This window comes from Nocardia sp. 2TAF39 (assembly GCF_052114905.1).
GTDB lineage: Bacteria > Actinomycetota > Actinomycetes > Mycobacteriales > Mycobacteriaceae > Nocardia.
This window is the reverse complement of sequence record NZ_JBFRFQ010000025.1, coordinates 29,813-53,313: the sequence shown is the minus strand read 5'-3', so window position 1 is coordinate 53,313 and position 23,501 is coordinate 29,813. Positions and strand designations below refer to the sequence as shown.

Annotated in this window: 15 protein-coding genes; 9 read left to right on the top strand and 6 right to left on the bottom strand. The window is 64.8% G+C overall.

Annotated features, from left to right (window positions below):
• The first annotated feature begins 2 nt into the window (after positions 1-2).
• Positions 3-3,560 carry a carboxylic acid reductase gene (gene car / locus AB4Z47_RS17490; RefSeq protein WP_441951993.1) on the top strand — a complete coding sequence of 1,186 codons (3,558 nt, stop codon included), beginning with the start codon at positions 3-5 and terminating at the stop codon, positions 3,558-3,560.
• Between the two features lie 52 nt (positions 3,561-3,612).
• Here car and AB4Z47_RS17485 read toward each other — a convergent pair whose 3' ends face one another.
• The 3 genes from AB4Z47_RS17485 to speD form a co-directional block, all read right to left on the bottom strand.
• On the bottom strand, positions 3,613-4,584 hold the full coding sequence (locus AB4Z47_RS17485) for a serine/threonine-protein kinase (RefSeq protein WP_441951991.1): 972 nt from the start codon (positions 4,582-4,584) through the stop codon (positions 3,613-3,615).
• Positions 4,585-4,795: 211 nt separating this feature from the next.
• Positions 4,796-5,452, bottom strand: a complete 657-nt coding sequence (locus AB4Z47_RS17480; protein ID WP_441951989.1) for a hypothetical protein — start codon at positions 5,450-5,452, stop codon at positions 4,796-4,798.
• 416 nt (positions 5,453-5,868) lie between these two features.
• The gene (gene speD / locus AB4Z47_RS17475; protein WP_441951987.1) at positions 5,869-6,312 is read right to left on the bottom strand and encodes an adenosylmethionine decarboxylase; all 444 of its coding nucleotides are present in this window, start codon (positions 6,310-6,312) and stop codon (positions 5,869-5,871) included.
• Positions 6,313-8,168: 1,856 nt separating this feature from the next.
• On the opposite strand from speD, the gene AB4Z47_RS17470 reads away from it, so the two are divergent.
• From AB4Z47_RS17470 to AB4Z47_RS17455, 4 genes are all read left to right on the top strand, one after another.
• Positions 8,169-9,020, top strand: a complete 852-nt coding sequence (locus AB4Z47_RS17470; RefSeq protein ID WP_441951985.1) for a short-chain dehydrogenase/reductase — start codon at positions 8,169-8,171, stop codon at positions 9,018-9,020.
• A 373-nt stretch (positions 9,021-9,393) separates the two neighbouring features.
• Complete coding sequence (locus AB4Z47_RS17465; protein ID WP_441952057.1) at positions 9,394-11,382, top strand: glycoside hydrolase family 15 protein; 1,989 nt, start codon at positions 9,394-9,396, stop codon at positions 11,380-11,382.
• Between the two features lie 403 nt (positions 11,383-11,785).
• Complete coding sequence (locus AB4Z47_RS17460) at positions 11,786-12,238, top strand: hypothetical protein (RefSeq protein ID WP_441951983.1); 453 nt, start codon at positions 11,786-11,788, stop codon at positions 12,236-12,238.
• 122 nt (positions 12,239-12,360) lie between these two features.
• On the top strand, positions 12,361-13,308 hold the full coding sequence (locus tag AB4Z47_RS17455) for an alpha/beta hydrolase (RefSeq protein WP_441951981.1): 948 nt from the start codon (positions 12,361-12,363) through the stop codon (positions 13,306-13,308).
• A gap of 34 nt (positions 13,309-13,342) precedes the next feature.
• On the opposite strand, the gene AB4Z47_RS17450 is transcribed toward AB4Z47_RS17455, so the two are convergent.
• Positions 13,343-13,543, bottom strand: coding sequence for a hypothetical protein (locus AB4Z47_RS17450; protein ID WP_441951979.1), 201 nt, complete (start codon positions 13,541-13,543; stop codon positions 13,343-13,345).
• Between the two features lie 173 nt (positions 13,544-13,716).
• On the opposite strand from AB4Z47_RS17450, the gene AB4Z47_RS17445 reads away from it, so the two are divergent.
• Entirely contained in the window at positions 13,717-15,009 is a 1,293-nt protein-coding gene (locus AB4Z47_RS17445) for an APC family permease (RefSeq protein ID WP_441951977.1), read from the top strand.
• 26 nt (positions 15,010-15,035) lie between these two features.
• Complete coding sequence (locus tag AB4Z47_RS17440) at positions 15,036-15,536, top strand: DoxX family protein (protein ID WP_441951975.1); 501 nt, start codon at positions 15,036-15,038, stop codon at positions 15,534-15,536.
• Positions 15,537-15,710: 174 nt separating this feature from the next.
• Here the strand turns inward: AB4Z47_RS17440 and AB4Z47_RS17435 are convergent, their stop codons facing one another.
• Positions 15,711-17,015 carry a cytochrome P450 gene (locus AB4Z47_RS17435; protein ID WP_441951974.1) on the bottom strand — a complete coding sequence of 435 codons (1,305 nt, stop codon included), beginning with the start codon at positions 17,013-17,015 and terminating at the stop codon, positions 15,711-15,713.
• Between the two features lie 331 nt (positions 17,016-17,346).
• Here AB4Z47_RS17435 and AB4Z47_RS17430 point away from each other — a divergent pair, with 331 nt between their 5' ends.
• Together AB4Z47_RS17430 and AB4Z47_RS17425 are read left to right on the top strand one after the other, a co-directional pair.
• Positions 17,347-18,855 (top strand): FAD-binding oxidoreductase, encoded by a 1,509-nt coding sequence (locus AB4Z47_RS17430; protein WP_441951972.1) that lies wholly within the window; start codon positions 17,347-17,349, stop codon positions 18,853-18,855.
• Positions 18,852-19,982 carry an FAD-dependent monooxygenase gene (locus AB4Z47_RS17425; protein ID WP_441951970.1) on the top strand — a complete coding sequence of 377 codons (1,131 nt, stop codon included), beginning with the start codon at positions 18,852-18,854 and terminating at the stop codon, positions 19,980-19,982. Before AB4Z47_RS17430 ends, AB4Z47_RS17425 begins: the two co-directional genes overlap by 4 nt.
• A 65-nt stretch (positions 19,983-20,047) precedes the next feature.
• Here the strand turns inward: AB4Z47_RS17425 and AB4Z47_RS17420 are convergent, their stop codons facing one another.
• Positions 20,048-22,987, bottom strand: coding sequence for a helix-turn-helix transcriptional regulator (locus tag AB4Z47_RS17420; RefSeq protein ID WP_441951968.1), 2,940 nt, complete (start codon positions 22,985-22,987; stop codon positions 20,048-20,050).
• Between the last annotated feature and the right edge of the window lie 514 nt (positions 22,988-23,501).

Here is a 23,501-nt window from a genome sequence, read left to right as displayed (position 1 = left end):
TGATGTCTACTGAAACGCGCGAAGAGCGGCTCGCGCGCCGCATCTCCGATTTGTACGCCAACGACCAGCAGTTCGCCGACGCCCGCCCGAGCGAGGCGATTACCGCGGCGATCGACCAGCCTGGGCTGCGACTGCCACAGCTCCTGCGGACGGTGGTCGAGGGTTATGCGTCCCGGCCAGCGCTCGGGCAACGCGCCGTGCAGTTCGTCGAAGACCCGGAGACGGGCCGCACTTCCCCCGAACTGCTGCCCAGGTTCGACACCATCACATACCAGGAGCTGTGGGACCGCGCCAGCGCGATCGCCAGCGCCTTGACCAACGACCCGGAGCATTCGGTGCGGCCTGGCGATCGCGTCGGTGTCCTGGGCTTCACCAGCGTCGACTACACGACCGTCGACTTGGCGCTCATCCAGGTGGGCGCAGTGTCCGTTCCGCTACAGACCAGCGCAGCGGTGACCCAACTCCAGCCCATCGTCGCGGAGACCGAGCCGCGCGTGATCGCTTCGAGCGTGGACTATCTCGCCGACGCCGTCGAACTGGTGCTGACCGGCCACGCGCCCCGGAGGCTGGTCGTGTTCGACTACCACCCGGAGGTCGACGACGACAGCGAGGCGTTCGAAGCCGCTCGGGCACGTTTGGCGGAAGCGGGCAGTCCGATAGTCCTCGAGAGATTGGCCGACGTGCTCGAACGCGGGAAGGCGCTGCCAGCCGCACCATTGTTCGATCCCGACGACGATGACGACCCGTTGACGCTGCTGATCTACACCTCCGGCAGCACCGGCGCGCCCAAAGGCGCCATGTACCCCCAGCGGCTGGTCGCCAACTTCTGGCGCAGGTCTACCAGAGCGGCGTGGGGCCAGCAGAGCGCTGAGCCGCTGATCGCGCTCAACTTCATGCCGATGAGCCACGTCATGGGGCGGATGATCCTGTACGGGACGCTCGGCAATGGCGGTACGGCCTACTTCGCAGCCAAAAGCGATCTCTCGACACTGTTGGAGGACCTCGCGCTGGTGCGGCCCACTCAGCTGACCTTCGTGCCGAGGATCTGGGACATGTTGTTCCAGGAGTTCCAGAGCGAACTGGACCGGCGGTCTTTCGACGCCGTCGATCGAGCGGCACTCGAAGCGGAGGTGATGGCGCAGCAGCGGCAGAACCTTCTCGGCGGACGAGCCGTCTCGGCGATGACGGCCTCCGCGCCGATTTCGGCCGAGATGAAAGCGTTCGTCGAGTCCTACCTCGACCTGCATCTAGTGGACGGATACGGCTCGACCGAGGCCGGGGCCATTTTCGTCGACGGCCACGTGCGACGCCCCCCGGTGATCGACTACAAGCTGGCCGATGCTCCCGACCTGGGCTACTTCCACACCGATCGGCCACACCCCAGAGGTGAGCTCCTCGTCATGTCGGACGACTTGTTCCCCGGCTACTACAAGCGGCCGGAGGTCACCGCCGAGGTGTTCGACGCGGACGGCTACTACCGGACCGGAGACATAGTTGCCGAGGTCGGACCCGATCAGCTCGTGTACCTGGACCGCCGCAACAACGTGCTGAAGCTCTCGCAGGGCGAGTTCGTCACGGTCTCGAAGTTGGAGGCGGTGTTCGGCAGCAGCCCACTGGTCCGACAGATCTACGTCTACGGCAACAGCGCACGCGCCTACCTGTTGGCGGTCGTGGTTCCCACCGAGGACGCGTTGTCCCGCGGCAGCGGCGATATCGATTCGCTGCAGACGCTCATCGGTGACTCGCTGCAGGATGTCGCCAGAACAGCCGGACTACAGTCCTATGAGATCCCACGCGGCTTCATCATCGATACAACACCGTTCACACTCGAGAACGGCCTGCTCACTGGCATTCGCAAGCTGGCGAGGCCGACGCTCAAGGAGCTCTACGGCGAGCGTCTGGAACAGCTCTATACGGAGCTGGCCGAAGGTCAGGCCAACGAGTTGCGCGCGCTTCGCCGCAGCGGCGCGGACCGGCCGGTGCTGGAGACGGTCAGCCGGACCGCAGGCGCACTGCTGGGCGCTTCGACTGCTGATCTGCGGCCCGATGCGCACTTCACAGACCTAGGCGGAGACTCCTTGTCCGCGTTGTCATTCGCCAACCTGCTGCACGAGATCTTCGACATCGACGTGCCGGTGGGCGTCATCGTGAGCCCGGCGACCGATCTGCACATTCTCGCCGACTACATCGAGGCAGAGCGGACGTCCGGCATCAAGCGGCCTACCTTCGCGACGGTGCACGGCCGCGATGCGACCGAGGTACATGCACGTGATCTCACGCTGGACAAGTTCATCGACGCCAAGACGCTGGCCGCCGCCCCCACGCTGCCACGCCCGAACGGCGAGGTGCGGACTGTGCTGTTGACCGGCGCGAGTGGTTTCCTCGGTCGCTACCTTGCTCTGGAATGGCTCGAACGGTTGACTTTCGTCGGCGGCAAGCTGATTTGCTTGGTGCGGGCGAAGGACGACGCGGCGGCCCGCGAACGCCTGGACAAGACTTTCGACAGCGGCGATCCGCAGCTGCTGCGGCACTACCGGCGCCTGGCCGTCGATCATCTGGAGGTCATCGCCGGCGACAAGGGCGAACCGAACCTCGGCCTGGATCAGCACACGTGGCAGCGGTTGGCCGATACGGTCGATTTGATCGTCGATCCTGCGGCAATGGTCAACCACGTCCTGCCCTACGACCAGCTGTTCGGTCCTAATGCGCTGGGCACCGCCGAGCTGATCCGCATCGCGCTCACCACGAAGCTGAAGCCGTTCAGCTATCTGTCAACCGTCGGAGTGGGCGACCAGATCAAACCGTCGGCTTTCACTGAGGACGCCGACATCCGGGTCATCAGCCCGACACGCAAGGTCGACGACAGCTACGCCAACGGCTACGGGAACAGCAAATGGGCCGGCGAGGTGCTGCTGCGGGAGGCCAACGACCTGAGCGGTCTGCCGGTGGCAGTGTTCCGCTGCGACATGATCCTGGTGGACACCGAGTACACGGGGCAGCTCAACCTGCCGGACATGTTCACCCGCATGATGCTGAGCCTTGTGGCCACCGGCATCGCCCCCGCGTCGTTCTACGAGACCGATCCGGACGGCAACCGGCGGCGAGCGCACTACGACGGACTGCCCGTCGATTTCGTCGCCGAGGCGATATCCACCCTCGGCGAACAGGTGGTGGACGGGTTCGAGACCTACCACGTGATGAATCCGCACGACGACGGTATCGGGCTGGACGAGTACGTCGATTGGCTGATCGACGCCGGGTACTCCATCCAGCGCATCCCCGACTACCGCGCCTGGTTGCAGCGGTTCGAGACCGCCATGCGTGCCCTGCCTGAACGGCAGCGCCAGTACTCGCTACTGCCGCTGTTACACAACTATCAACGACCCGAAAAACCGATCTGCGGGTCCATAGCGACCACCGAGCGATTCCGTTCCTCGGTGCAGAAAGCGAAAATCGGCCCGGACAAAGACATCCCCCACGTCTCGCCGCCGATCATCGTCAAGTACATCACCAACCTGCAAATGCTCGGACTGCTATTCGAGTCGTCTGACGCAATATGATCCCGTGAAACTCATCTGATGAGTCGCCGAGGTAGCAGACGTCGAGTTCGTCCTATCGTGTGCCGGACCCCGCCTGCGCCCCTTTCGCCTCCCCTTCTTTCCGTCTGAATGTGGCATTCAGCAGATGCGATCGGGTGAATGCCCCTTTCAGACGGTTCACGAGGGGAGCGAGGGGGCGGGGATCGATGTCGTGGAGTTCCTCGGTGAGCAAGCGGATGGGTTCAGTGCACGAGTCATAGCGGGCGCTGGGGTCTTTTGCGAGCGACCGGTGCAGGATCGCGTCGACCCCGGGCGGAATCCAATGGTGGCGCTGGGAGATCTCCGGAGGTGGATCGTTCAGTTGGGCCTCTGCGGTGGCCATCAGGTTCGCGCGGGGGAACGGCGGGCGGCCGGTGAGGAGGTCGATGGCCGAGCAGGCCAGCGCGTACTGGTCCGTCGCCGGAGACACTGTGCGCGCCTGCAGCAGTTCCGGCGCGGCGTACGGCACCGACACCACGACGAAACCGTTGATGGCCAGGGGCGGTTCGGGCCGCCGGAGCCACCGGGCCTGATCGAAGTCCGAGATTTTCACTGGCGCAGGCTCGTCCGCGCCGACCAACACATTCGCCGGTTTCACGTCGAGATGGACCACACCGTTGGCGTGCGCGAAATCCAACCCGGCCGCGACATGAGCCAGCACGTGGAGCACCCGCCGCAGATCCGGGTGCTGGTGCGGCATCCGCACCAACGTCGACACCGTCGCGCCTGCCACGTACTCGCGCGCCGACCACAGCCTGCCGTCGGTTTCACCGTGCGTGTACATCCGCACGATGTTGGGGTGCCGTAGCGCGGACAGGATGTCGAACTCGTGCACAAATCGCGCACGCGCCTCGGGTGACCGGCTGTCGTCCGGCCCCAGAATCTTCAGTGACACAAGGCGCGACCGTTCCGGATCCTCGGCGAGATACACCTCGCTGCTGCCGCCACGACCCAGCCGGGCCCGCACAACAAATCCCGCAAACTGGTCACCTGGCTCGAGTACCACCGCCTCACCATAGTTCGCCGGCGTCCGCTGCAGGCCAGTGTTTGCTACTTGTGCAGTTGACTTCGAACATTGACACGTGCTGTGTCGGCTGACGGTCGTACCGAAGGCCCCTACGACCCAAGTCGGACGGCTGCACCCCTTCCTCGTCGACACGCAGCACAGACGACGCTGATCGATGCGCGGAGACGTCGCGAAGCTGAACTGACGATCGCTATTGCGGCTGATGCGATGATCTCTGGGTTCGCCTGCCGAGCCAAGGCGCTGTCGCTTGGTCTATCTCCTCGCCGGTCGCACTGTTGTGGTCGAACAAGGTCCTGGCATTGCCGCTGCTGATGCACACCGGCAGCGGGTAGAGCGCGATTCCCCGGAAACCCGACGTCTTCTCCGCGTTTCGAAGGATCGGTAACTCATTCAAATCGTCGACGAACACCGGAAGAGTACTCGCCCGGACCGCATTCCGGTATGCGCTCACGTAGCTGGCCGCGAGAATGTCCTGGATCGCCGGTGGGGCGACAGTGGTCGGCACGGCGGGACCATTGTGCGAATTGGACACGCGTCGGCCGAGCGGTGAACCGTAGGCCGGCGGGGGGACAGCCATGCTCTCGAAAAGTCTCGTGAATTGCGTTGTGATCGAGGCGACTTCGTCGTCGACGAGGGTGTGGTACTGCTGGAGGGCATACCGGGTCATCCGGCCGGCCGCAAACAGGGCGTCAGCATGTAGCTTGTACTCCGGCCCGGGAATATGCACGAACAGATCTGTGCGGATCCCGTGCTGGTCGGCCAGCGCAGCAAGCGCGATCATCGTTCTTCCGAGACGCGCGACCGCCTCCGGTACATAGATTTGTGTTTCGCCGCGCTCGATCTCCACAATCCGGTTTGCCCGCTCGGAAGGCGGCATGCCAGGCCGTTCCAAGACCGTCCGCTCCCCGGTTCGATCGTAGGTGCGCAACCCGGACCCGCCGAACAGACACACACCGGATACCGCCGTGAGACAGTCGACGTCCTCCATTGACGGCGGTTCGCCGACCATGCGCGCATGGAGATAAACGGGGTCGTCAGGGGCGTCGATGAGGGCGCCGCGGACAAAGGACAGCGATTCCAATTCGATCCCGCCGGGGTCGCCGCTTGTTGTGAAGATGCCGCTCAGATGGCGATCGAGTATGCGGACGATCTTCCGCAGAGGTTTCGGTCGTGCCGGTGGCAGCACCGTCTCCGGGCCGAACACGAGGTCACCGTGCTGTCTGCACCCGATGGAATCGGTGCGACGCGGTGCGAGTAAACAGTTCATGGTTTCCGAGCCCGCACTGGTTCGTCGGCGCCGGGCATGATCTGCTGGCACAGCTCGGCTTCGGATCTCGGGCGACTGTGGTCACCGTGCCCGCGGAGGATGGTGTTCATCCTGATAGCGGCAGGTTCGAGAGCTTCGGCAACGAGGTGCACCGCGTGATCAGGGTCGGCACGTTCCCCGCAGGTGAACACGTCCACGAAGGCCGCACCGATCTCGGGGTAGGCGTAGATGGATGCGTGTGACTCCGACAGCAGTAGCAGAACGGTGATTCCGCGGGGCACGAAACGTTTGGAGGTGACATCGAGTACCGTGGCCCCCGCTCGGGCGACCGCTTCGGTGAGAAGGGTGCGCAGCAGATTCTCGTCGTCGAGCAGCGTCGGATCGATGCCTTCGAGTTCGGCGATCGCGTGTCGGCCGGTGAATGTCCCGACTGCGGTCACTTCCGTATGTTCCTCTCGTGCAATCGCGACATGTCGGCATGGGGCACAGCATCTGGTTCGGTTCGGTGAAATATGCTTCGTCGCAGCGGGAACGCAGGTCTGCTCGCACCGGAATTGTCAACTTTCACAATCTCTGCCTGCCGCATCTGGGGTCCGGGTCAACCGGCGCCACCCTCATGTGTGGTCGGTCAAGTCTGTCGCCACTACCTGAGGCCGAAGCAGTGGGGAAATCCCTACACTGGCCGCGGATTCGCGGCCACTTCCGGCATCAGGATCGTTGTGCGGCAAAGCGCAGGCTCGGAGACCGGGACCGGCGACTCGGCACTCAACGGAATGACATTCCCTACCTTCGGGCAATCAGCAGAGAGGCTTCGCAGCATGGCGTCATACGTCGCTGCCAGAACGAGATTTGCTGATGGAGAGGGAAAATGGCGCACGAAATCCGCGATTAATAGTGATGCGGAGTCCGCGCTTGTGATTCGCCCCCGGATCAGCCGAGATGGTCGGCCGTCGTTCGCTCGCTCCGGTCTCTCTGTGGCGCAGCTCGATTCGATCTGTCGGTAATGGCCTAGCGGAACCAACGAGAGCGCCACAGATCGCCAGGAATGCTCAACACCTACGCCACGGTGTCGAGCCTTCCTGGCGACCCATGTACCCCAGACAGTACGAGGCGTTGCGCCGCACCGCCACCCGGCTCATCACCAGTAGTAGAACCCCCTGCCGCAGCTGTTCGACTCGGGCGGTGATGTGCAACCGTCGACGGACCACTGGATAGACGAAGTGCTGTACCCCTCGTGCGCTACCGTTCTCTTCGATTGCTGACACCACTCGTAGGAGTGACCGTAACAGTCGAACCACTGCTTTTGAGCAGCGGCCGCTGTCGGACTCATGGCGACGAGTGCGGTAAGCGGCAGAACCAAAGCAGCGGCGCCATAGGCCATAGCGGTGGCCGCCCTCTTCAGTTTGTTCATATTGAATTCCTCCCTTTCAGCCGATCGCGCTACGACGATCGGACGGTTTCGTGCCCCGAATTGTGGTGCCAGCGGATCTTCGATGGCTATGAAAAATTCATCTGAAATCCATTTATAGCTGGCCGATTTCGAAGCAATCTTTGCCGGTCGGCCTTGCCGAATTCTTAACGATTGGTAAATGCCTGTCTCGAACCAGGTGGGCCTACCCCGCCTCGTTGGTCCCTGGAGTCACATCGCGGACTGTGGGAGAAGCGGCCCGCCGAACTCGAATGTCCAACTCGAACCTTGGACTCTCTGCTCGAGAGTCTGCAACGCGGCGAAGCGGTTACGTCGGGGCAGAATCCGTAGCCCGCCGCCTGTGTCGGCCGTTCTTCGTTGGCGAACATAGTCCGCCGAACATGTTCGGCGAAAAGATGTTTCGACACACCGCTTGGCTTCCTCGGTCGTCTTTCCTTCGCCAGTTCCTCCCCGTGGCCGCCGCATCTGGCACTCAAACCCGATCGGAGATCCGGTCACCCGGGCACTGATCGCACATGACTACCGACCAGGCTTCGGACTTGCTCGTCCAGGCAACTCGCCCGGATGACTGGCGGTGCGCCAATAGCATCGTCTACCTTCTGGGAGGCGAGCCAGATCTGAGTAGATCGTGATCGAGCGCATCGCCGAACCGGCGGCTGTTCACTCCGCCAGACGGTCCAAGGATCTATTCAGCAAGGAGCTGCAAGTGCGTCTCGACGGCACGGAATTCACCACCGACTGCACCGGTCGGTACCTCACCACGAACGGTATGGTGCCTGCCGCCCGATCCAGGCACCATCCGGCCCGTGCGCGGGTCGTTCAGACCGTCGATTGCGCCGGCCGCGGGCGCGGGCAGGCGGTGGCGCGATGACAGACCTCGACGGTAAGCGGGTGGTGATCACCGGGGCGGCGCGCGGCATCGGTCTGGCCACCGCGCGCGGTGCGATCGCGCGGGGCGCCCGGGTGGCACTGCTCGATCGCGACGAACTCGAGCTGAAGCAAGTGGTGACGGAACTCGGCGCCGCAGCTTCGGCTTTCGTCGCCGATGTCACCGATCCCGAGGGACTGTCGGCGGCTGTCGCATCGGCCGCGGCCGAGTTCGGTGGCATCGACGTGGTTGTCGCCAATGCCGGAGTGGCGCCGAAGATGGCGACCGTCGCAGGCACCAGCCTGGCCGAGTTCGACCGGGTGATCGGCGTAAACCTGCGCGGGGTGTGGAATACGGTGCAGGCTGGTTTGCCGCACTTGGGCGCAAGCCGCGGCCGCCTGGTCGTGGTCGCCTCGGTGTACTCGTTCGTCAACGGCGTGCTCGGCGCACCATACGCGGTCAGCAAGGCCGGTGTAGAAGCGCTCGCGCGCACGCTGCGCGTCGAGCTGGCGGTGGCCGGGATCGGCATCACCACAGCGTATTTCGGCTTCGTCGACACCGACCTGGTGAACGCCACCAAGCTGGGTGACCCGCTGTTCGAGAAGACCGAAAAGCTGTTCCCGCGCATGCTCACCAAGCGCATCAGCCCCGACCGGGCCGCCAAGAAGATCCTGAGGGCGGTAGAACGCAATCGCACCCGAGTCGTGGCCCCCGCCCTCTGGCGACCCCTGGACTGGCTGCGTGGCATTGTCGGTCCGCTCGGCGACATAGTTCTCGCCCGCGCCGGAAAACTGCGGGACATTCTGGTCCAGGTGCGCGCCCGCGAAATCTCGTCCGCAGACGAGACCTGAGCGCTGTTCATCCAGCCGTCGCGGATCGCCGCTGCCGTGCTGTCGGGGCCAGTAGCCGAGCATGACGTTCGCGCCGCCAGCGATGATCCCGACGGTGCCCCGCGATACCTCGTTGCCTGTTTCGTCCACGAGGCGGAGGACCTCCACGCGCGGTGCGGCGCGCCCAGCTGGAACGCTTGCCCGACGCCTGCCTCGGCCCACCCGCCGGCAGTGACGCGAGGTCCAAGTCCCCGCCAGATCGAGCTCGAGCGCTGTGGCTTGCCGATTTTACCGGCAAAGTGGTGGGCTTTTGGAAACCCCACATCGATCACTCCCCCGATCCCGCTCGCAGTCCGGTCGAGAAAGAAGGCGGTTAACCAGGCAATCGCGTGGAATAGCCAGTCATGTCAGCGCCGAGATGACGATGGAGCAAAACATGGACGACGAGATCGAACACCCGCCGCGGCTCACAGCGTTCCCGCGCATCGACGACTACGGTTTCATCTCCGACTGCGAGGTCAGTGCTCTTATCGCCCCCAACGGAGCGATCGAGTGGATGTGCCTACCCCGCATGGACTCCCCCAGTGTCTTCGCGGCCATACTCGATCGTTCCGCCGGGTCGTTTCGGTTCGCCCCCGACGACTTCGTGGTGCCCACCGATCGCCGCTACATCCCAGGCACCATGGTCATGGAGACGAGCTGGCGCAGCGGCGAAGGGTGGGCGACGGTCCGCGATGTGCTGCTGGTCGGGCCCTGGCGACACCAGAAACCCGGCCGTAGCGCCCATCGCCGGACCCCCACCGACTACGATGCCGAGCACATCCTGCTGCGGACGGTGCACTGTGAGACCGGGCAGATCCAGTTCGGGCTCGACTGCCAGCCGGCCTTCGATTACGGCAGGCATCGCGCTCGTTGGGAATACCTCGACAGCTATCGCCTCGCGCAGGCCAGCGCTGAGGGGATCGATCTACGGCTGACGTTGAGCACCGACATGCGCTTGGGACTGGAAGGTACGCACGCGGTTGCCCGCACCCTGCTGAAGACAGGCGACACACGCTTCTGCGCGCTCTCCTGGGGAAGTCGCGATGCTCCCTGTGCCGTTGACGAGGCCGATGAACGGTTGCTGCGGACGATCCACCACTGGCGGCACTGGCTGGCCGGCGGGCGATTTCCGGACCATCCGTGGACAGCCCAGCTCACCCGCAGCGCCCTCACTCTCAAGGGCCTGACCTTCGCCCCAACCGGTGCCATCACTGCTGCCGCCACCGCGTCACTGCCCGAAACACCAGGCGGACAACGCAATTGGGACTACCGATACTCATGGATCCGCGATTCCGCCTTCGCGCTGTGGGGCCTGTATACATTGGGCTTCAGCTGGGAGGCGAACGACTTCTTCTCTTACATCCTCGACTTGGCCGAAGAAGCCCGGGACATGCAGATCGTGTACGGCATCGGCGGCGAAACCGACCTCACCGAGCAGACCCTCACCCACCTGCGTGGCTACGACAATGCCGCCCCGGTGCGCATCGGCAACGACGCATACCGGCAACGCCAGCACGATGTATGGGGCGCGGCGCTGGACTCGGTCTATCTGTACGCCCGCCATCAAGATCAAATCGACGCACGGGCCTGGCCGCTGCTGGGCCGGGCGGTCAAGAGCGCCCTCACCCACTGGCGCGAGCCCGACCATGGCATCTGGGAAGTTCGCGGGAAGCCCCAACACTTCACCTCCAGCAAAGTCATGTGTTGGGTCGCCGCCGACCGTGGCGCCCGGCTGGCCCGCATCCACCAGGACTTCGAACGCGCGCATCGCTGGCAACAGGCCGCCGACGACATCCACGCCGACATATGCACGCATGCGGTCGACTCCCGGCAGGTGTTCACCCAGTACTACGGCAGCACGGCACTGGATGCTTCGACGCTGCTTATCCCACTGGTTCGATTCCTACCTCCCGACGACAACCGGGTACGCAACACAGTGTTGGCCATCGCCGACGAACTGACCGAAGACGGCCTCGTATTGCGATACCGCGTCAATGAAACCGACGACGGATGCGCAGAGGAAGAAGGCGCTTTCACGATCTGCTCGTTCTGGCTGGTCTCGGCGCTGTCGGAGATCGGCGAAAAGAAGCGGGCCAAACAGCTGTGCGAGAAACTGCTTGCGTACGCCAGCCCCCTCGGCCTCTACGCCGAGGAAATCGACCCCCGAACCGGCCGGCATTGGGGCAACTATCCCCAAGCGTTCACCCACCTTGCCTTGATCAACGCCGTGATGCACGTCATCCAAGACGAACAAGCCATACTTCGGCAGGAACTCGGCGGGGAATCGATAGCCCCACGACTGGGCGACGCACCATTCACACTGGGATATATCCACCGCTAACCCCGATAATGGGGATTACAGGGCGATTCTTCGGCAATTTGCGCTGACCGAAGCCGGCACCGGGGCAGTCGCAGGCCGAGCGGAGGCCCCGATTGTCTGCGGCCGATCACTCCGCTTCCCTTTGGCGCAACGGCCGCACCGAGCAAGCACAGCGAGTTGCCGGCGGTATCGTCGTTGAATGGCCCGTGCGACACCGTCCGAGACCGAAGAGGCTGTCGATTCCGTGGCGTCTGGTGATATCGGCTCGCGAGGGCGAGCAGGCTACCGGCGATCGACAGGGTCGAAGCGAGGTGAGGCCCGGCGTCGCGAGCTGCTCGATCGAGTCACCGACGATCTGGTCACCAATGGTTTAGCGGACTTCTCGCTTCGGCGTGCCGCGCGGGCGGCTGGGACCACACACAAAGTGCTCCTTTATTACTTCGACGGAGCCGACGACCTGCTGCTGCAGGCGGTACTTCGGCAGCGCGGCAGACGCGTCGAAGCCGCTGCGGTCGCTGCGGGCCGAGGGCTCGAGCGTCAGAAACTGTCGGCTCGGGTGCGAGCCATCTGGCCCGTCCTCATAGGCCAGGAGTCGGGGCTGGGGTTACTGGATCAGGCCATCGGATTAGCCATGTACGACCCCCAGCGATATTCGTCCTTCGGACGCGAGGCGCAGCAAGAGTACCTCCCGACGCTGCTGTCGATCTGCCCCGAGGACTGGCCGGACCGACGGAAGGTCGAGGTCGCCGAAATGATCCTGGCCGCCCTGCGGGGCTTCTTGGTGGACTGGCGGACCAGCGGAGACAGATCGGGGGTCGACGCCGGCTTCGAAGCGCTGACTCGCGCACTCGACAGGGAAGAAGCCGCCCACGAATAACTCCCACACCGGCCGGTCAACCCGACTCCACGCGGGGACATCGTCGATTGACGTAAAGTGAGCCACGTGGTTCACTTTAGATATCGGTGTCTGATCCATCGGAGGTTGACGTGCGGGTGTCGATGAACAGGAACAAGGTTCGTTTCATAAGCGGCGACACCGAGTGCGTCGCCTGGCACTATCCGGGGAGCAACGGTGTCTGCGTGATCATGGCCGCGGGGACGGGAATCACCAAGGAACCCGGCACTGACCTGTTCGCGAAGCGGTTCAACGATGACGGATTCACAGTCCTCGCCTTCGACTTTCGCCATCTCGGGGAAAGCGGCGGTCAGCCACGCCAGGTCGTGCGCATCGGTGAACAGGTCGCCGACTGGGAAGCCGCGATCGGGTTCGCCGCAAGCCTTCCCGAAGTCGACCCGAGCAGGCTTGCGATTTGGGGTTTCTCCCTGGCAGGAGGTGAAGTCTTCGAGGTCGCCGCGCGCAGTTCGAACCTGGCCGCGGCGATCGCCCAGACGCCGTTCGCCGACGGGCCGGCCGTTGCTCCCAACGCGATTCGGCACGCAACGTTGGTAGCCATGCTGCGCCTGATCAGCCGAGGAATACTCGATGCACTCGGCGGCATCGTGGGCCGTGAACCGATTCTGGTGCCCCTCGTCGGCCCATCCGGCACCATCGCAGCCCTTTCCACGCCCGATGCGGTCGAAGACAGTGATCGGGCACTCAACCCGGACAACATGTACCCGGACTGGCAACAGACCATCGCCGCCCGCTCCACACTGCGCCCAGGGTTCTACCGACCCGGCCATGACGCATCCCGAGTGCGGTGCCCACTGCTCGTCCTCGTAGCCACCGACGATCAATCCGTTCTCGCCGAGCCCGGCATCCGCGCAGCGAACCAAGTGCCCCACGGGGAGGTGGTCCGCGTACCCGGCGGACACTACGCACCCTTCCTTGACGAACACGAACAAACCATCAAGGCCGAGCTGTCCTTCCTGAGGCGGCACTTGTTGGATGATCCACAGGCGAGCCGTCTCTCCGACCCAGGACATGACGCGGTCTCAACCTCCTGAATTGTGGAGGGCGTCGGCAAAGGCCGGGTGGCGCTCATATGCAGGGCTCAGCCGAAGCACCCGGTGCAGCGCCAACCAGTACCTCGGCGCAGCGGGCCAGTTCCAGGTGGTAGGAACTGTCCCGGCCGTCGAAACCGCTGCGCGGCGTGGTGACCAGCCCACTATCGCGCAGCAACCGCAGATGACAAGAGACCAGGTTCCGCGGCTCGCCCACCAGCGTCACCAACTTACGCACCCGGTAATCGCTATCGGACGGTTCCGCCGCCAGCTGCCATCACAACGGATGGGCTGCCAGTTGCACGAACGCCGGGACGGCTTGCCGCGGTGGCTCCACGGCCAGAGGATGGCATCGGATACATCGAATGGATTTGATCGGACTGACCGGACTCGGGTGTCGATAGGAGGAGGGTGTCCAGGAAAACGCCGACGAATGTGTCAGACGAGCTGCGGCGGAGTCTGGGGGTGACCGATGCCGTCGTGATCGGGCTCGGCTCCATGATCGGAGCGGGGATCTTCGCTGCCTTGGCTCCGGCGGCGCGCGCGGCGGGGTCGGGACTGCTGTTCGGACTTACGGTAGCGGCGGTGGTGGCGTACTGCAATGCGACCTCGTCAGCGCGGTTGGCCGCACGCTACCCAGCCTCGGGCGGCACGTATGTGTACGGCCGCGAACGGCTCGGCGAATTCTGGGGGTACCTGGCGGGGTGGAGTTTCGTGGTCGGCAAGACCGCATCCTGCGCGGCCATGGCGTTGACCGTCGGCACGTACGCCTGGCCCGAGCGGGCGCACGCCGTCGCCGTAGCGGCGGTCGCCGCGTTGACGGCGGTCAACTTTCGCGGCGTGCAGAAATCCGCGGTGCTGACGCGGCTGATCGTGGCAATGGTGCTGGCCGTGCTCGGCGTGGTGGTGGCGGCGGCACTGACCTCCCCCGCCGCCGATTCCGCACGGCTGGCGTTCGGTTCCGACGCCACCTTCGGCGGGGTGCTGCAGGCGGCGGGTCTGCTGTTCTTCGCCTTCGCCGGATACGCGCGGATCGCAACCCTAGGCGAGGAGGTCCGTGATCCCGCGCACACGATCCCGCGCGCGATCCCGCTGGCGCTCGGCATCGCTCTACTCGTGTACGCGGTCGTCGCCGCAGCGGCGCTCACAGTGCTGGGACCAACGGGGTTATCCGAGGCGACCGCGCCGCTGTCACGCCTCGTACAGGAGGCAGGTGCGGGCTGGCTCGAGCCGGTGGTGCGGGCCGGAGCCGTGGTCGCGGCGCTGGGGTCGCTGCTGGCGCTGATCCTCGGGGTGTCGCGCACGGCCTTGGCCATGGCCCGTGACCACCATCTGCCCCACACGTTGGCGGCAGTGCATCCACGTTTCGCGGTGCCGTACCGCGCCGAGGTCGCGGTCGGTGTGATCGTGGCCGTCGCCGCCGCAACCACCGACGTCCGTGCCGCGATCGGGTTTTCGTCCTTCGGTGTGCTGCTGTACTACGCCGTCGCCAACGCGACCGCGTGGACGTTGACTCCGGCCGAGGGGCGGCCCGCCCGGCTGATCCCGGTGCTTGGGCTAGCGGGATGCCTAGTTCTGGCGTTCACCCTGCCGGGGAGGTCGGTGCTGGCCGGGGCCGCGGTGGTGGCCGTGGGCGCCGCTGTCTACGCCGCGCGCCACCGCTTCGCTTCCTCTGCCACCACGACACCGAAGAACCGGCACTAGCGTATCCCGAGCGGAAGGGGGGTCGTATGCCCGACCACAACACTTGGCTGGCTCGGCTGACCGCGACGACGGCGCCGGGTTCGGTGATCTGGATCCGTCTCTACGTGGGAGCGGTGTTCTTCTTCGAGGGCATCCAGAAGTTCCTCGACCCCGATACGCTGGGAACTGGGCGGTTCAACAAAGCCGGTATCCCCGCGTCGGAATTCTTCGCCCCCATAGACGGGGTCTTCGAAATCGCATGCGGCGCATTGATCCTCGCCGGGCTGCTCGCGCGGATAGCAGCGCTACCGATGATCGTGAACATGCTCGGCGCACTGCTGATCACGAAACTGCCCATTCTGTGGGGCGACGCGGCACTGTTCGCCGGCAAGTCCGGATGGTGGGACCTCATCCACGAATCCCGCACAGACCTCGCACAGCTGTGCGGCAGCGTATTCCTGCTCATCGTTGGCGCGGGCCCCTGGTCATTGGACGCCCGCCTCAACCGCAGCCTCGCACCGAGTACGGTGCGTGCGCGTTCACGATGAGCTCCTCACATGCCCGTGACCACCAACAGCATCGGCCCGATGGATAGAGATGGAGCAGCCCAGACGAATAACGGTGTACTCGTCCGGGCACGCTTCCAAGCGAGGACGAATCCGCACAGATCAGCCCCGGGGCGATGCGGTCGGTGAGCGCGGGATCCGGAGGTGTCCCCGCCGTCAACTCCCCATCGAACGTTCGAGGTGGACGATGAGTGGGCTTGCGGCGCCGAGGGTGAGCAAGGCCCTGGGTTCGATGCTCGTCCCTGATATCGGAACGAGCTGGTGGCGCTGCAGAATCATCGCGATCGCGAACTGCATCTCGGCCATGGCGAAGGTATTGCCGATGCAGAGCCTGGGCCCGGCGCCGAACGGGTAGTAGCCCGCCGGATCACCGGTCGCACTGTCGCGCTTGTTGAAACGGTCCGGGTCGAACCGCTCGGGATCGTCCCAATACTGCCGGTGCCGGTGCATGAGGTACGAACACCACAGGACGTTCGTCCCGGCAGGAATGGGATAGCCGCTGATCTCGTCGTCCTCCCCCGCCTGCCGGAATATCTGCCAGGCCGGTGGATAGAGGCGCAATGTCTCTTCGATGACGTGGCGGGTATAGACCAGCCGGGGCAGGTCGTCCATCGTGGGCCTGCGACCTCCCAGGACCTGATCGATCTCCGCGCGCAGCCGTTGCTCGACCGCGGGGTGTCGGCCGATCGAATACCACACCCAGGCGAGCGTGCTGGCAGTGGTCTCGTGGCCGGCGAACAGCATCGCGAACACCTCATCCCGAAGCTCTGCGTCGGTCATGCCGACTCCGGTGTCCGCGTCCCGGGCACGCACCATCATGGCCAACAGGCTGCCCCGGTCGCCTTCGTCCTCCCGGTGCCGGTGGATGATCTCGTAGGTGACCTCGTCCAGCACCCGCAGGGCGCGGTGGAAGCGGCGATGCCCAGGAGTTGGCACCGAGAGCGGCACCAGCGGAAACCGTATGTAGGCCGACATTTCTCGGGTCGAGGTGGCGACCGCGTCGGTGAAGCGACGGGTCATTGCATCCGCGGGGTCCATAGCGAAGAGAGCGCGCACGACGACCCGCAGCGTGAGACGGCTCATCTCGGCGCGCACATCGAGGTTCCCGCCGCGGGCCGACACCTGCTGCCAGCTGTCCAGGAAGGATTCGATCGTGTCGGTCATGAGCTCGCCGAAGGTGGCGATGCGCTGGCGGTGGAAGGCTGGTTGGAGAAGTCGTCGCTGACGCAGCCAGCCCGGTCTGGCCGCCATGAAAAGACCATTGCCGAACAGAGCACGCGCCATGGTGTAGGACGGGCCGCCCCGATCGTAGATGCGCTGATGCCGCTTGAGTATGTGATCGACGTCGTCGGGGTGGTTGATCAACACGAACGGCATCCCGACCAGATCGACGGAAACGATGTCCCCGTACTCCTCGACCAGCCCGGACAGAAAGGCCAATGGTGACCGTTGAAATGCCAAGGTCGACCTCATCTTCCCGCGTGGGCCGGGTGGCCGGAGGGACTGTTCGGATTTTGCTGATATCCACGATGCAATCGCCATGATGATCTTGCTCTCCGTTGGACTTTTCGAACCGACTCAATGGTTCGATCGCCGCTCCTGTCCGGCCAAGTAGGGAGATCCCCATACCGCGCCGATCGAATGTACAGATGTTCGTAATTGCACCGATGCGGGCAGACATCATCCCGAGAATTCGAATGAAAGCAGTAGGGAATTCCCTACTGCCCATACTCGGACGCCCGCGCCACACTTGGGACCCAATCAATCCCGTGGTTCCAGACAGGCAGCAGTAATGAATATTCATGACATCGAGGCAGGCGGGGTGGATCACTTCTGGAATTCCGTACCGCTTGAAATGCCGCACGCGCCGGCGACCGAAATCGCCTCCGGTGCGGAGCGATCGCGGGGCCCCCAGGAGCTCCCGCCAACCGACCTGGGTGCGCACCAGATCCGAGCGGTCCGCGACACATACGGTCCGGTCGGAACTGATGAGGTGCGGCAGCACGTCATGGCGGCAAGACGCACGGGAATACCGGTCTACCCGCTGAGCACGGGCAGGAACTGGGGTATGGGCTCACGTTCTCCGGTGGTCGACGGATGCACCATCCTCGACCTGAGCACGATGACCACCATCCGGACACTCGACCTCGACCTGGGCTACGCCGTGGTGGAACCGGGCGTCACCCAGCGGCAACTCGCGGATCTACTCGAGGACACGCCATGGATGTTGAACGTGACCGCGGGTTGTGCGGACGCCAGCATCGTCGGGAACACGCTCGAGCGTGGCGACGGCACGATCCGGTCCCGCGTCGACGATCTGCTGGGACTCGAGGTCGTGCTCGGCACCGGTGAGGTCATGACGACCGGCGGCCTGGACCGCACCGGTCGGCGCCCCGGTACCGTCGCCGGGCCGGATCTGACCCGAGCCTTCCTGCAGAGCAACCTCGGTGTGGTCACCGCGATGGCGATCAGCCTCATTCCGCGGCGCGAGGCGATCACACTCATCCATGCCACCTTCGCCAGAACTGCTCTCAACGAGGCCATCGACGCTGTGATCCGGGTGGGCCGGGCGCGGGTCGCCACCGACGGCATGTTGCGGCTGAAGGAGCTTTTCGTGGTGCCTGAGGCGGGCAACGCCGCGCTGCCCGAAGGCGCCGACCCCGGCTTCGTCACGGTCGAGGTTCCACTGCTCGGCTCCGGCGCGGCCGTCCGGCTCGCCGAAAGCGACATCCGCCGAACGTTTTCCCGTGTCCCCGGGCTGGTTTCGTGCCGATCGCTGGACACCTTCGCCACGCCCGCCGACGACCCGCTGTACCCGCGGACACTGTTCGCACGCGGGATCCCGTCCTGTGCAAACCTGCGGCGTCGACTGGGCGTCAGCACCTGCTCGCAAGTCGACGCGGCCTCCGTCGGGTGGCTCATGTTCCTGCCCGTGGTACCTCTCGAGCAGGCCGCCATGCGCAAAGCGGTCGAGCTGTTCCACTCGGAATCGGAGAAGTACGACACCGCCGGCATGCTCGAGTTCAACGTGATCTCGCAGCATTCCACCAATATGGTCACGCAGATCCCGTTCCTGCGCGCTGCCGAAGCGGTCGAGCGGGCGCACGCGCTGCGGCACTCAGCCCGAAAATCGTTCCTGCGCGCGGGCTTCCCGCCGTACCGTTCCGATATCGATCATGTGCCGTTCGAATTGGCCGATCGGTCGGCCGCCTTCCAGGACGGGCCGCTGAGCGGACTGAAGCGCTTCTGCGATCCGAACGGGATCATCGCGCCAGGCCGATTCCTGGCATCGGACCGATGACCGACCGACAGGCGAGGGCGGCCTTGGACCTCGACTACGTAATCCTGGGCGCCGGTGTCGGCGGTGCACTGCTGGCACTGCTACTGGGCCGGGACGGCCACCGCGTGCTGGTGGTGGAGCCACGGCTACACCAGGCCACCCGCGGCGCGGAGATCCTCAAGCCTCGCAGCATCCGCATGCTCGCCGAACACGGCCTGCTCGACCGGCTGATGTGCCTGGGCGCCCTGGAACGGCAGATCATCGACTTCCATCACGATGGCGCGCTGCTGTTCTCCTACGATTTCGCCGAGCAGACGTCGCTCGGACACTTCCTGATCGCCCCCTACACCGACACCATAGGAACGATCCTGTCGGCATGTGCTGAACTGCCGAATATCGACATTCGGTTCGGCCGACGCCTGCTCGATGTACACACCACAGATTCCTTCCTCGGCGAAGGGACGCTCGATGACGGCACCCCGTTCCGGGCCCGTGCCCTCATCGACTCCAGCGGATCCGCCTCGCCGCTGCGTGAGTTCGTCGGATCCGAACGGGATACCAGCAGCCACGGCCATGTCCTGCGGATGACGACGATTCCGGTCACGGCCAGTGTGCTCACGCGGAACCGGCTCTACTTCAGTTCGTCCGGCTGGTTCGCCTACTTCTACCCCGTGACCGCCGTGTCGGCCAGAGTGTTCGTCGGCGTTCCCCGGGAACTGGAGACACCGGTATTCGAGAGCGGCAGCATCGACCTGAAAGCACAACTCGGCGCCTTCGTCACCAAAAGCGGCGACGCGCTTGCCCTCCTGGAGACCCGCCGGTTCGTGCCGGCACCCGTGTCGGCGTACAGCAGCAAGCCCTACCACCGTGGCAATGTAGTTCTCCTGGGCAGCGCGGTTTTCTCCCCCCATCCGATGACCGGCCAGGGAATGAGCTACACCATGGAGGATGCGACTCTCCTGGCGGAGATTCTGTCCGAGGCACGCGACGGCCGCGACCTGGATCTACTGCTTCAGCGGCGATACGAGCCTCGCCGTGCGACGCACATCGAATTGGTGGCATACGGCGACGCCCTTGCCCACGCTTACCACGACCGTGATGAGTATCTGAGCGTTCATCGTTCCAACCTGCACGGCGGGGACCGATGAACGCATGGATCCATCACCCCTGCATGGGATCCGCGCAACCAGCCGAGCCGCCGCCACGGGCGGCATCACGTGCGCCGCTGCGCCTGCTCGGCGGCGAGTGCTGCGAGTTCGGCTCTGGAGGAGACCCCCAATTTGGTGAACAAGCGGTTCAGGTGTGCCTCTATCGTCTTCTCACTGAGGTAGAGCTCTTTGGAGATCTGGCGATTGGTCATACCGAGCACGACACGGCTGATGATCTCGGTCTGGCGTTCCGTAAGCGTGCTGAACCCGACGGCGGTCGCCCGGGACCGACTACGCCGGCCCGAGGTCTGGCGCTCCCCCACCCGGTGTAGTGCCAGACGCGCGCGTTCGGCGAGCCGCTCGGCGCCGCAGGTTTCGAATGTCGTGAGCGCGCTGTCGAATTCGCTTCTGGCTGCGGTCTCATCACCGCGGTCGACGAGAGCGTGGCCGAGCAGCAGTCGTGCCCGAGCGGCCTCCACCACGGTTCCGCTGATTCGGTATTCGGCGACGGACTGCTCCGCACTCGCGAGAGCGGCATGGGCGTCATTCCGCGCGAGAAGGACACGAGCGCGCGCGTAGCGGGCATCGCCGATACGCATGTGCAGGATCGGCGCGGCGTCGGCGATGGCCTCGATCTGCTGAGTCACCTTCTCCGCGGCGTCGATTCGTCCGAGCGCCAGTTCCGCGTCGACGAGAGGCCGAAGGAAGTGCGGCATGGACGTCACGTTGATCATGTCGAGGTAGTCGCCGGCGTACCCACCGAGCTGGACGATCTGCTGGCGGCCACGCCGATACTGACCTGCCTCGATAAGCAGACCGCCGTATACGAGTGGCGCGTGCCACGAGTTCATCCCGGTGGGCACCTGCGCACCCGTTCGGACGCTGTCGGCACCGGCGATGAGCGCCTCACCGGTGCGCCCCAACAGCGACAGGACCCAGGCACGAGACGCCCCGGTCATCGCGACCATCGGTGAATTGTCGAGCAGCAGAGCCGTTTCCACGGCGTCGTCGGCCGCCGCAAGTGCTCGCTCCAGCTGTCCCTGCAGCAGAAAGGCGAGGGCTTTCAGATGCGCAAGCTCGACCAGATGCCAGTTGTGCCCCGTTACGTGGCACAGCCGGATTCCCCGGTCCGCATGTTCGACCGTCTCCTTCCAACGCTCGAGACAGGTTTCGGCCAGCACGACATGGGTCAGCCCATTGAGCAACGTGGGCGCGATATCGCTGTCGGCAAGCGAATCGAGCGTTTTCACGGCCTCATCGAGATCAAGTTGCCCGCGCAGCAGTAGGTCGCCGGACTGGTTGATGCCCAGATAGGCCGCGGCCGCGGTCGACAGGAAGTACAACCGCGGATCATCGAGCGTTCGGGCAGACTCCCGGATCTCCGATGCCACCGCCAGCGCTCCGGCCCAGTCGAGCATCATCAGATGGTTCTCGATGAGTTCCAGTTTGAGCGCGGCTGCCCCCACGCTGTCGGGAGGCGTAAGCGCCAGCGCGCTCGTCAGTAGACGCCGGCCCTCGGCGGCGTTGCCGAGGCCCTGTTCGGTCACGGCGAGCATGGACATCATCCGGGCACGGTCCTCGGATGCGGCGGGCGAGACCAGTTCCAGTGCGTCCCCCAGTGCCTCCCTGCTCTCCCGGAGACGGCCGGAGGCACTCAGCGCTTCGGCCAGCGCCATCATCAGCGCCAACCGCCGGTCGGCGGAAGCACCGTTCGGCAGCAAACGCAAGGCGGCCCGGAACCATCTGGCGGCGGCAACCGGGGCGCGGGGCGCGGCGGCGGCCCCTGCGTCGGTCAGCACCGCGACAGCCGCTTCGCCCCCCACGATGCTGCTGTGCTCGAGGTGATGCGCGCGCAGCGTCAGGGTTGAGCCGCGGTTGGCGAGCGCTTCGGCGGCCCGCTGGTGCGCCTGTCTTCGCCATCCGTATCCACTTCGCTCGTAGACGGCACGGCGGATCAAGGGATGTCGGAAGGCCAGTCGCCCAGGTATTCCGGAATCGTGGACGAGCCCGGTCTCCATCAGCTCGTCCGTCACACGGCCCACATCCGCCTCGTTCAGGTCGGCGATGTCGGCGGCCAAGTCGAGGTCGAAGGGTTCACCAACGACGGCCGCAGCCTGCAACAGCGTACGCGCGCTCGGTGACAGTGCCCGGATCTCCTGTTCCAGGGCGGCCTGGATGATCGCGGGAACCCTGCTCGCCGTATTGAAACCGGACTCCTGCGAGCCGGGCGTGTGATCGGCACGTATCCGGGCACGTGAAAGTTCTTGCAGATAGAAAGGATTGCCCCCGCACTCGCGATGCAGGTCGGCCACCTCGCTTTCACCCTGCCCGGTGAGTAGCTCGGCGGTCTCGCGCAGCGACAACGGCCCGAGTTCCAGTGACATCACGGCGTTCTCGTAGGCGGCCCGGAACAGAGCGGTGGCATGCATCGACGGAAGCTGTCCGGAGCGATGCGCCAAAAGAAAAACGCACCGCTGCACGGGGTTTCGCAGCAGGTGCGCGATCACTTCGAACGAAGCATGGTCGGCCCAGTGCACGTCATCGAGCACCAGTAACAACGGCCGCCGGGCCGCCAATTTCTGCAGCGCGAGCCGCACGCTGCGGTGAAAGCGGTGCCGCTCTATCCGAACAGGCGGCGCCAGTGATCTCGCACGCTGATACAACGAGGGCAGTACCCCGCCCAGCTCCGACAAGGTCTCGTCACCGAGCGCGGTCATCTCCATCCGGGACAACAATCCGAGCGGTTCATCCAGGGCGTCGATCAGGATGGCATACGGAATCTCACGTTCGAGTTCCGTGCCGCGGCCGTCGAGCACATGGACGCCTCGCGTGATCGCTTCCCGAGATACCTCCTGCACTAATCGGGTCTTGCCGATTCCCGGTTCCCCGGTCACCGCGACCGCGGCGGCTCCTCCCTGTTGTGCGACGTCGAGCGCATCGTTGAGCTTGCGCATTTCATCGACACGGCCCACCAGCGGCCGAATGAATTCTCCTGGCGACCTCATGTCACCTCCAAGCACTGACAGCGGGATTCGCGGAGTGTCTCTGCGAATTTCGGCTGCATCGTAACCAGTCCAATCGGCGGTGTCTTGCCAGCGATGGAGAGCGGTTCGTAGGACCGCAGGAGCAGGGAATTCGCTACGCCATCTCGTTGCTTTGCCAAGCAAATTGATTGCCGCAGTGCATACTTCGACACCATCGATACTGTGCGCCGAGCGCACCCCGCCGGCCGATCTCGATGCCTGATCGCTGTGCAATCTGGACCGGCCGACCGCGCTGGAGTCGACCTGGCCCCGACCCGCCGCCGGTGAAACGCTGCTACACAACGACCTTCGCCAGGACAACGCAATGCTGGGCCTTGATGGCACGTGTCAGTAGCCGACTGGTGTGGCCATGTCGCGACACGACCTGGATCGGCCTCGTTTTACTGGCACCATCGATCGCCGCCAACGGGACAGGACCCGACCCGATCCTTGCCGGACATGCGCTGAGTAGGAACGCCGCTGTCGGGCTGTGCGC